Consider the following 10,996-nt stretch of genomic DNA (forward strand, 5'->3'; position numbering starts at 1 on the left):
GACCACGCCACTGCTTGATTCGGTTGATACAGCGTTCGACGGTGTTGCGTTGCGTGTATGCCTCGCGGTCGAAGGCGGGTGGCCTGCCGCCCCGGTGGCCTCGGCGTAGTCGGTGTCCGCGCTGGTCAGCCGGGACAGGGATGACCGCACGGATGCCGCGTCGGCGCAGGTGCTCGCGGATAGCGCGTGAGGAGTATGCCTTGTCAGCCAGGACCACGTCCGGTCTGGTGCGGGGTCGTCCTCGTGGACGGGGAACGCGCAGGGCGGCCATCACGTCGGGGAAGGCAGGTGCGTCGCCGGACTGTCCGGCGGTGAGGACGAAGGCCATCGGCCTGCACCTGTCGTCGGCTGCGAGGTGGACCTTGGTGGTCAGTCCTCCGCGGGACCGTCCGATGGCATGGTCGTGCGGCTCGCCAGCCGGGGCCCTTTTTTGCGGGCCCCGGCGGCGTGCTGATGCGCGCGCACGATCGTGGAGTCGACCGAGACGGCCCAGGTCAGGTCCTCATCGGCGTCGGCCTGGGCCATCAACGCAGTGAAGACCCGCTCCCAGGTGCCATCGACTGCCCACATCCGCAACCGGTTGTAGACCCCTCGCCAGTTCCCGTACTTCTCCGGCAGATGGACCCACTGCGATCCGGTCTGGAACTTCCAGGCGATCGCATCGATCACCTCACGGTGATCCCGCCACCGCCCGCCCCGCCTGGGCGTCCGGTCCGGCAACAACGGCTCGATCCGCGCCCACTGCGCGTCGCTTAACGGCACACCCAGAACAACGATCAGATGATCCGAACGAAACGGCCTAGGACTCCCCAGGCCGCCGACGGGGCGGCCCGCCGCTGACGCGAGCGCGCCGCAATCTGGTTGCTGACCAGCGCCGTTTCCCGCGGGGCCGTGGGTACAGGGGGCATCCGTCTCCTGCGCGGGGCGGCGTCCTGGTCGGCGCCGGGAGCAGCTCCGGTACCTCATACGCACGGACGCCGGTTGCCCGGCCCCCGCGCGGGGGCCGGGCAACCGGCGTTGTGTGCGGTGCGCCGCAGCCGTCGACCGGCTACGCCGATTCGGCGCTGTAGTAGCCGTCGAGGTCCGCGATGACCTGGACGTCACCTGTGTGGTTCGTCAGGGAGACCCTGCCGTCGACCACGGGCACCACCACCTGGTTGGCGATGGTCGTGCTCGCCGGGTAGTTCAGGTTCGACACGCCAGGCAGCGACGTGCCGTGCGGGTAGACGGTGAGGTAGCTGCCGGCGGTGGGGGCTGTGACCGTGACATTGAGGGTCACCGCGGTCAGGTCGGCGATCGGTACACCACCGACCCCGCCCACCCGGAAGCTCACTGTCGCGCCGGGACCGACCTGGCCGGTGCGGGCACCGAGCCCGCTGCGGGTGTCCAGCAGGCGTACTGGGTCGACCGGTGTGAAGGTGGAGCCCGCGCTGGAGAAGTAGCCGGTGACGTCGGCGATGAGGTCGATCGTTCCCCCGCTGTTGTAGAGGTCGACGACGCCGTTGTGCACGGGGACGGTGACGAGGTTGGCGATGGTGTGGCCGGTCCGGTAGTTGAGGTTGGAGACCGACGGCTGGGGCTGCCCGTCGGGGTAGACGATGAGGTGGCCGTTCGCGGTCGGCTGCACCGCGGTGACGTTCATGGTCACGGCTGTGACGCCTGTGGCCGGGACACCGTGCGCGTCGGCGACCGTCAGTCGTACGGTGCCGCCGCCTGCGACCCGGGCCTTCGGGGCTCCGGTTCCTTCGCGGGTGTCCAGGAAGCGGGTGGGTGCGATCGGCACGAGCCTGCTGTGCGTCGCCGCGGGCGCCGCGGTGACGGTGAAGCCGTCAGGCAGATAGCCGGGCGACTTCGTGCCGGCGGTATACCCGGGTTGGCCGACGACGACGTCATACGGGCCCGGATCGACCGACCCGGGATAGAGCAATACCGTCAGCGCTGTGCCGTCGGCACTGACCGACACCGGGGCGCTCATCGGGTCGTACGACGCCGGGCTGCCGTTCCTCGCCAGCCCCACCTGTGTTCCCAGGGTCAGGTGCGAGCCGTGCACGACGACCTGGGTGGCCGTGCCGGCCGGTCCGGCGGCCGGGCTCAGCGACGTGACGTCGGCAGGAGCGGGCGGGGCGGTGCAGCCCTGCTTGCACACGCCTTGGATGGAGTACTCGACCGGGCTGGTGGTGTGGCCGGCCGAGACCACCAGCAGGTACTGGCCGGCCACCGCGGACGACGAGGTCAGGCAGGAGGCCGTGAAGCCCGGATCGGACTCCACGCACTGGTAGGCGGGGTTGTACGAGGTGCCCGCGAAACCCGTGGTGCCGAGCAGGGTCACCGACGGCTCGTAGTCGGTGTCACTGTCGGTGCCGTAGATGTCGAAGCTCTGCGAGGGCTTGAGGTCCATCACCGCGCAGTAGCCGGACGCGGAGTCCGTGAAGGTGCCGCTGCGGACGGGGAAGCCGTCCACCGGAAGCGGGTTGGCGGTGCACTGCGGCGCCCAGCCCGCCGCCGTGCCGACCTTCCAGGTGTCCACCCGCGTCTGGATGGGATCACCGTCGTAACCCGCGGCGACGACGCCGACGACATAGGACGTCGAGCCGGTGACGCGGCACGCGGTGCCCTGCTGCCAGCAGACGACCTTCCCGGTGTCGTCCGCGACGAAGAGGTCGGCGCCCGTCTCGTACTCCGGGTTCGGGGTGCGGGCCGACAACCACAGCTTGTCGTCGGCGGCGGCGGACACCCGCAGGCAGCCGCTGTCCAGGGCGGAGCCGAACGCGTAGGCGGTGGCGGCGCCGCCGACGGCGAGGGAGGCGGGCGCCTTGCAGGACGCGGTGGCGGAGATGTCCCGCCGGACCAGGTCGTACGTGTCGTCGTAGCCGGTACCGACCAGCAGCACCTGGTAGGCGGTGCCGGCGGTGAAGCGGCAGGTGGTCAGGGAACTGCCCGCAGTGGCACAGACCTTCTCGCCCGCTTGGTCGTAGACCTGGTAGGAGGCGTTCAGCCGGCCGCTGGCGTTGGTGTAGTCGAACATCTCGGCCGGGGAATGGGTACTCGCCGGGAGCGCCAGGCACTGCATCTGGTGGTTGGCGCTCAGAGAGACCTCCGCGCCCCAGGAACTGCCGAAGTCCGACTCCGGCCAGGTGGCGCAACCGCTCGTGGCGCCGGTGCGCTGCACGGTGTAGACGTAACTGCCCGTGCCTGCACCGGAGTCCGTGCCGGTCGCGGTGTTCAGCAGCGCGAGGTGGAAGGGCGCGGTGCCGTTGAGCTTGCAGACGAGGAAGACGGCGTCGTCGTCGCACTGGCGGGCGCCGGCGGCGTCGAAGACCGTCTCCTCCAACTGCGCGCCGCCGCCCTCCTGCTGGTCGAGGAGGTAGAGGCCCTGGCCGGTCGCTGTCGGCAGCGTCCAGCACAGTTGCTCACCGGTGCCGGCGAAGGAGCCGGTCAGGGCGCCCGAGGCGAAGTCGTCGTCGCGGCCGGCGACGCAGCCGTCGGTGCTCGCCGCGGCGCGGAACCACACGCCGTAGGCATCGGGTCCGTCGTCCTGGAAGTCGCGGGCCCACGTGTAGTCCCCCGCGGTCAGGGCGCAGGCCGTGTTCTGGTCCTCGGTGCAGACCTCGGTGCCGTCGGCCCGGTAAAGGGCGCCGGTGACGCCGTCGGAGGCGGCTGCGGTGCCGAAGACCCAGGGCCCGGCAGCCGACACGTGCAGGAGGCGGCAGCGTGAGGTGGACGACGTGTCCGGGACGGTGCCGTACGCCTGCGGTTGCAGGGTCGGGCAGCCAGCCGGAGTGGACAGGCGCGCGTAGCCGGCGGTGTAGTCGCTCTGCTCGCCGAAGCGCTGGTCGAGCTGGACCCGGTAGGGCGCGGGACCGGTGAGGTCGCACTCCATCTCGAAGGCGCCCGCGTCCTTGGCGCACACCAGCGCGCCGTCCGCGTCGTAGACCCACGCGTTGTCGGTCCAGTCCGACACCCGGGAGCGCAGGACGTCCCCGGCCGCCAGCGGCAGGCTGTAGCAGTCCCCGGGGGAGCCGGCGGCCAGCGAGCCGGTCAGCACCGCGGGCGCTCCCAGCGCGGTGTCCTGCGTGGACACCGCGGTGCAGGAGGTGTCCGACAGCAGGGCGTTCCAGGCCACGGTGAAGCCGGCGCCGGGAACGGTCAGCGTGTACGTGCCGGCCTGCGTGGTCGGGCAGCGCAGGGTGCCGTAGACGTGCTGCTGGGGATCGTCGGGACGGTCGCAGGTGAGCGCGCTGCCGTCGGGTGCGGTGACCACGGCGGACGGTCCGAACGCGTCCTGGGAAATCACCTGGACGAAGAGCAGGTCATCGCGCTGCGGTAGGTCGAGCGTGTAGGAGGCACCCCCGTCCTGCGCATCGGCGCACGAGTAGACCGTGTGCGGCGCCAAGGCGCCGGAACAGGCGTCGGGCAGATCGGAGGCAGCGGTCTGGCGCACCGCTCGGGTGTGCGCCGTCGTCGCGTCGGCCTTGGTCCATGTCCGTTTCGAAGCAGTGGAGTTCGCGGTCGCGCTTCCGGACGAGTGGACCGCGGGCTTCGCGCTGGACCTCGCCCTCGATGTCGCCGTGGTACTGGACCGGGCGGCCTTCGCGGCCGCTGAACCGGGCACGGGCTTCGCAGTGGGAGCGGCTGCCGCGTCTGTTCCGGTCCGGGCAGTGGCGGGGTTCCCCGCGGCAGCGGGTGCCGCGCTGCCCGTCCCGGTCGCCGAGGCCGCGGTGGCCACCGGGGCGAGCCACAGCGTCGTCGCGGTGGCCAGGGCCGCGGCCAGCGCGCTGACGCCGCGCGCGCTGATGCCGCGGCCGGTCATGGCCGTTCGCCCTACGGCCCGGAGGTCGGGCCGCGGCATGGCGGCGTCACTTGGTTTCCTCATGATTCCCCCCTGGAATCGCCCTGTTGCACGATCGGCGGAGGCCGTCGTCGGGGCAGCCGGATTCTAGGGCCAGGTCATGACAAGCGTGCCGCCTTTTTCGGCTTCAGGGAACGCGGTGGCCCCCGGCACGGAACAGTTCGTACCACTCGGCCCTGGTGAGCCGAAGGTCGGAGCCCTGGGCGGCGCCCGCGACGCGCTCCGGGTTGGTGGTGCCGAGCACGACCTGCATCTGGGCCGGGTGGCGGGTGATCCAGGCAGTCGCGATGGCGATGGCGGGGACGTCGTACCGGGAGGCGAGCCGGTCGATGACCGCGTTGAGCTCGGGATAGTCCGGCGAGCCGAGGAAGACACCGTTGAAGAAGCCGGCCTGGAAGGGGGACCACGCCTGGATGGTGATGTCGTTGAGCCGGCAGTAGTCGACGATCCCGCCGCCGTCCAGGGTCGCCGCCTGCTGCTCATCGAGCATGTTCGCGGCGACCCCTTGCGCGATGATCGGCTCGTGCGTGATCGACAGCTGGAGCTGGTTGGCCACGATGGGCTGGCGTACGAACTTGCGGAGCAGGTCGATCTGGCGCGGGGTGTGGTTCGACACACCGAAGGCGCGCACCTTGCCCGACGACTCGAGTGCGTCGAAGGCCCGGGCCACCTCTTCGGGCTCGACGAGCGCGTCGGGGCGGTGCAGGAGCAGGATGTCGATGCGGTCGGTGCGCAGGGCCGCGAGTGAGCCCTCGACCGACTTGACGATGTGCTCGTAGGAGAAGTCGTAGTACGGCCCGTCCGTCACGATCCCCGCCTTGGTCTGGATCGTGATCTCGTCGCGCTGTGACGGACTCAGCGCCATCGCGTCGGCGAAGCGGCGTTCACACGCGTGCAGTTCGCCCCCGTAGATGTCGGCGTGGTCGACGAAGTCGATCCCCGCGTCGCGTGCGGTGCGGACGAGCTCGCGGACCTCGTCGTCGGACTTGCGGGCGATACGCATCAGGCCGAGCACGATGTTCGGAGCGAGGATGTCGGTGCCGGGCATGATGAACGTCTTCACGGCGGGTTCCTTTCCGGTGTCCAGGTCTGCACAGTACAAGCCGGGGCCGCGCCGACGGCGGCACAGGGGCCGCGGCCCCGCCGTCCGTACCCAGCGAACCCGGAGGTCATGTCGGTTCGCCCGCTCGGACGATGCCGCGTGTCGTACGGCCTCGTACTAGGTCAAGCCGATCATTTCCCAGTCGAACATGGCTTGCCGAAGGGCATCGGCCCGTTCAGCAACGGAACGAGGGCCCACCACGGTCACAGCGGCGACGGAAGCGCTGAATCGAGTCCACGCGTCGTGCGCATGGGTGAATCCGGCCTGCCACTCCGCTTGGCTGCTCCCGTTCTCCCAGAGCAGGTCGGACATTTTCCACCAGGCTGCGGAAAGCTCTTTCGTCCTGGTCATGCAGTCGTAGTACGCCTGCCGTCTCGCGTCATCCCGCCACCGCTCGCGTCCTGCCCGGTGTTGCCGATCCTGGTGGCGCCCCTGCCCTAACACGGTGAGCACGCCACCGCCGAATCCACCTAACGCACCTATGGCCGCGCCGGCAATGGCTGCCGTTCCTGCGTCCATTGAGCCTCACCACCATCGAGCTGAAGGATTTCCCTGACGAATGCACGGAGGTCCGGTAACGCACTTTCTCCAGCAGAAGAAGCAGCCCTACGCCCACGACGTGGGGCTGCTTTCCGAGAGCGGATGACGGGAATCGAACCCGCGCTCTGAGCTTGGGAATCACGGGCGCTCCCTCTGCACGCGCGCTGGTTCGTGGCGTGTGCGATACCGGCACGTCCAGTGCGCAGCCGCCATCGGTGGCCGTGGCGGACTGCTCGGTACCGTCGCGCGTGGTGCGGAAGTGGTGTAGCGGGAGATCGGGAGTTGATCCGCCATGCGCCCTGTAAAAGGAGGAGAAGATACCCACTCCGGCGCAATGGGTACCGCCTGGGGTGCAATGCGAGAAAATTCCGCCGGGGCTGTTTCCTCGCCCCGGCGGAAGCCCTGTCGTGCGGCGTTTGAGTGTGTCAGTTCAGCCCGGTCACCTCCGGGCTGACGCCCATGTTGACGGCGTCGGCGAGCGGTAGCGCGGCCGGGTATGTGCGGATCTCGCTGACCCGGCCGTTGGCGTATTCGCCGTAGGTGCCCTCACTGATGCGGCGGCCGATCTGCAGTGGACCAGCCGCGTTCCAGGCCTGACCGCCGTAATCCGTTGCGCCCGCGAGGGAGCCGTTCACGTAGAGGCTGAGGGTTTTCGCGCTCGCGTCATACACACCGACGAGATGGGTCCACTTTCCTGCGGAGGCGTGGATAGTGCTGTAGACAGCTGTGAATGCATTTCCTGTTGTGCTGTCGTCGTCGCGGCGGTCGAAGGCCCACACCTGCTTGCCGGAGGAGTAGTAGAGCTGCATCGCGTTGGCGTTACCGGAGGCATCGGACTGGGAGACGAAGGTGGAGTTTTCAGCCAGGGAGGACAGCTCGACCCAAGCCGACACCGTGTAGCTCTTCGAGGTGTCCACCGCGGAACTGCTGGTTGCACCGTAACCAGTTGTTCCGTTGAGGCTCAGCACTTGGCCGCGCGCGGTGTCGTCGTACCAGGTGTAAGAGCCGGTGAGTGAAGCGTTTAGCCCACTTACGGCGTCAGATACCGTGCTTCCGGTACCTTCTGCGAGGCTCCAGGAATGATTCGAGGTGTCCGTCACCGTGCCGAGAGATTGGGCGGTTCCGAAGCTGCATGGCGTGGACGGTCCGCCCTGGGTGCAGGGATACTCGAGGAGTCGGCCATGGGTGTCCACGGCGTACAGGTCGGGCAGGCCGTCCGGTCCGCCGGCCACGCTGTTGATGTCGCCGGGTGAAGCAACGGCAGGATAACTGCCAGGGGGCAGCGTCAGGCCCAGCGCGGTGTGCGTGTCGGCGTGCAACAGCGGTGGTAGCCCAGTGTCGGGATCAATCGTGAGCGGGTAGCTGTAGAGCGCACCCGTGGCGTTGTCCCGCGACCACAGCACCGGGTTGCTTCCGACGTTACCGGGAGCGATCAGAGTCTGACCGCTCCAGTCACCGTCACCCAGCAGGACGGGGTCCTTGAGGTGATCGCCGCCATCGGACTGGTAGAGCCATAGCTCCTTGTTCTCCACCGTGATCACGGCTGGGTACCCGCTGCTGTTGTTGTAGACGTTGCCGGGTGTGATGAGTTGGCTGACATTCCACGTCGTGCTGTTGTAGTCCGTGGTCCGGCAGCGGCTGTCGTCCGGAACAACTGTGCTCGGCTGACAGAGATCTTTGGTGACGACGTCGGAGCGCTTGCCGACGAAGCCACCGAGGGTCGAGTACGGCACGAGCGGAAAGGCCGTGTCGGATGCCGGGTCGAGGTCGTTCTTGACGACGTACATCTGGTGGCTGGACTTGTCGTACGCGAAGAGGTCGTCGACATCCGCGCCGTGCAGGTTGCCCCGGTGGGCAATCAGGTAGTTGTTCCAGCCCGTGCCGTCCGGGGAGTCCGCCGCGGTGGACACTGTCACGGGTCCGGTGATAGCTGGCGGCGTGCCAGAAACGGGCCCGTCCTGAGCGCCCTCCGCGCTCTGGGCGGGGTCGGTGTCTCCGGGGATGAGGTCCAGATCTCCGGTTTTCGTGGTCGCCAGGAGGTCGGGCACTCCGTCGCCTGTGATGTCGCCGGGCGCGATCTTCGTGTCCGGGTCCCAGGGCACGGTGTAGGTGTAACTGGCCGGAGCAGTAGAGATGTTGCCCGCCGCGTCCACGCCGGCGACGTACAGCGTGTGCACCCCCCAGTTATGGATGGGGACATTGATCTTCACGCTGGCCGTGGCTGTCCCCTTGGCGGCAGTCGCAAGGTCCGCGACCGTTCCGCTCGAGGCCGTGGGAGCTGAGTCGAGGCTCCACAGGAAGTGGTCGATTCCGCTGCTCAGACACGTGTCGGTGCACGTGGTGTCGGCGGCAGCGGCGTCCGCGCCGCTCACCGTGAAGTTGGTGCTCGCACTGGGTGAGGCGTACACGACGGGGTCGGCCGCTGTCGAACCGACCGGTGGGAAGGACGGATTAGTCACGATCGTCGGGGTGGGAGGGGCTGTGAAGTCGGCTTTGAACCAGCAGTGCTCGCTGATCGGTGACTTCAGGTTCTGCGTAGAGTTGTCCTCGGCGTAGACGTCCCAGCCGTACTCGTGGCCGTCGAGGAGCTTGAAGCCGATGGGCTCGACAGCATCGGTGCCGGAGGCCAGGTAGGTGCTGGCCGGGGTCGACTTGTCCAGGGCGTTGCCGGCCGAGTCGGTGACCGTGCGGTCCCACACGTGATAGTGCGCGGCTACCTTCTCACCGGAGATCTGACTGGTGACGGTCGAGTGCAATTGGATGTTGCTGCCCGCATTGGAGTACGTCGTGGCGCCGATCCAGCCATCGCCGGTCTCCACACACTGCCCACCTGCGCCGGTCGGGAGAGGCACCGTCTTCATTCCGGTCGGGGTACCTGGTGCGACGTCGAATGTCGTCGTGAGGGTCAGCGACTCCGACATCCGCAGGTAGTCGAGATCGCCCGACGTCTCGGACTCGTTGCCATACAGGCCGATGGTCCAGGTGTTCGCCTGGCCGCCGAACGTCCCAGCGGCGTTGTAGCCGTCCCCGTCATTGCTGGCGAGCGTCCGTATCAGGCTGGTGACGGTGAAGGTCGCCGTGTGGTTGCTGCAGGTGCTCTTGGGGTTCGCGGCGCTCGCGACGGTGGTGCCCACCGGTGGGAAGGCCGTGTCGTGAGTCCCCGGTCGGCTGTTCCAATCCGTATTGGAGCTGATGGCATTGGTGGTGTGCAGGGTTATCGGCTGATCCTGGCTACAGGAGTGACTGGCTCCGTACGTCGTGGCGATGGTGAGCTTCGCGCTGCTCACCTTGAAGCTGTCGTGCAGGTTCCCTGTGTTGACGGCGTAGTACGAGCGTTCCAGCCCGATGCCGCAGGTCCCTCCCCACTGCTGGTAGCCGACTCCTTCGCCGTCGGTCTGCGGCTTGTCGTACTGCGGCGCGTTGTTGCACTCGGAGCTTGAGTAGACCTCGTCGTAGTGGCCGGCCGTTCCCGAGACCGGGTTCGTGTAAGGGTCGATGAACAGTGGGTACTGGGTGGCCGGATCGGTCAACACTGACGCGTCGGGGGTGAGCGTCAATCCGTCGTCCGAGGTGCTCATCGGTATCTGTTCGACGTGGGCATCGATGCCGGGGCCTGAGACGGACGATGTGGACTCGCCGCTGGCCGGGGCTCCGGTGTCGTCAGTCGTGATGCTGTCCGCACGAGCCGCTGAGGGGAGCGTTGTCGCCGAGTCCCACATCAGCGGACGGGGGCTGGTGTAGGCAACGGTGCCCTCGGCGGTGACGGCGTTCATGCCGCCTCCGCCATCGTCTTGGAGGGTGAGTCCATGGGTGTCCGCAGCGAGTGTGAGGCTTCGCAACTGTGGATTGGCCGCCGCAGTAGCGTTGTGGACGATCAGCACATCACTGAATCCGCCCTGGTCGGTGACTGAAACCGACAGGTCCACTCCTGGAAGCACTGCAGGGTAGATCGCTGTTGCACCGTCGAGTGTCGGGGCGGGGAGAGTGAAGGGCATGGTCAAAGCCATGCTGGTGCCGTCGGCATGGGTCAGCGTGGCTACCGGGCCGGTGCCGCCGCCGGACAGGACGACCGAGTTGGGTGTCGCGGCGGGCGATAGCGTGCCGTCCGGGTTGGTGGACAACGTCGGGTCCGTCGGAGTCCAGGAGCCGTTCTTCCGCACGCGCACCGGAAGCAGATCCGTCGTGCTGGTGAAGGACCCGTCGGGGTTCGCGTCGACAGTCGAGATTTCGCTGGTCAGATCAGTTACGGGGACCGTCTGGCCGGTCGAGACGGCCTGTGCCTGAGCAGCCGCCATCGGGTCCTGGTCGGTGGGTGCGTCGGCGGAGGCCGAGCTGATCGGCAGTGCCGTCAGTGCGCCGGCGAGAAGGATCAGCGGGACGCCGACCGCCGAGGCTCGTAGTGACCTGCGGGGTCGGTGCCTTGGTTTTCTGATGAATCTGGGCATCATGGAACGGTTCCCCCCTCTGCCGCACACGGTCCTGCTGTGACGTGCGGCACTTTTCGG

General features: G+C 68.2%; 5 protein-coding genes and 1 pseudogene. 1 reads left to right on the forward strand and 5 read right to left on the reverse strand.

Going from position 1 to position 10,996, the window contains the following annotated elements:
• Both AC3ERT_RS22345 and AC3ERT_RS22350 read right to left on the reverse strand, forming a co-directional pair.
• A pseudogene (locus tag AC3ERT_RS22345) lies at window positions 1-768 on the reverse strand (IS5 family transposase); the annotation flags it as partial.
• Window positions 769-1,048: 280 nt separating this feature from the next.
• Window positions 1,049-4,441, reverse strand: a complete 3,393-nt coding sequence (locus tag AC3ERT_RS22350) for a hypothetical protein (RefSeq protein WP_435176350.1) — start codon at window positions 4,439-4,441, stop codon at window positions 1,049-1,051.
• Between the two features lie 55 nt (window positions 4,442-4,496).
• Here AC3ERT_RS22350 and AC3ERT_RS22355 point away from each other — a divergent pair, with 55 nt between their 5' ends.
• A complete protein-coding gene (locus tag AC3ERT_RS22355) occupies window positions 4,497-4,940 on the forward strand; it encodes a hypothetical protein (RefSeq protein ID WP_435176352.1) in 444 nt (147 codons plus the stop codon).
• 36 nt (window positions 4,941-4,976) lie between these two features.
• Here the strand turns inward: AC3ERT_RS22355 and AC3ERT_RS22360 are convergent, their stop codons facing one another.
• From AC3ERT_RS22360 to AC3ERT_RS22370, 3 genes are all read right to left on the reverse strand, one after another.
• Window positions 4,977-5,912: an aldo/keto reductase gene (locus AC3ERT_RS22360; protein WP_435176354.1), complete on the reverse strand. Its 936-nt coding sequence runs from the start codon at window positions 5,910-5,912 to the stop codon at window positions 4,977-4,979.
• Window positions 5,913-6,068: 156 nt separating this feature from the next.
• Complete coding sequence (locus AC3ERT_RS22365) at window positions 6,069-6,470, reverse strand: hypothetical protein (protein ID WP_435176356.1); 402 nt, start codon at window positions 6,468-6,470, stop codon at window positions 6,069-6,071.
• A gap of 446 nt (window positions 6,471-6,916) precedes the next feature.
• Window positions 6,917-10,936, reverse strand: coding sequence for a LamG-like jellyroll fold domain-containing protein (locus AC3ERT_RS22370; protein ID WP_435176358.1), 4,020 nt, complete (start codon window positions 10,934-10,936; stop codon window positions 6,917-6,919).
• Window positions 10,937-10,996 lie beyond the last annotated feature (60 nt).

The organism is Actinacidiphila sp. bgisy145, from assembly GCF_057708125.1.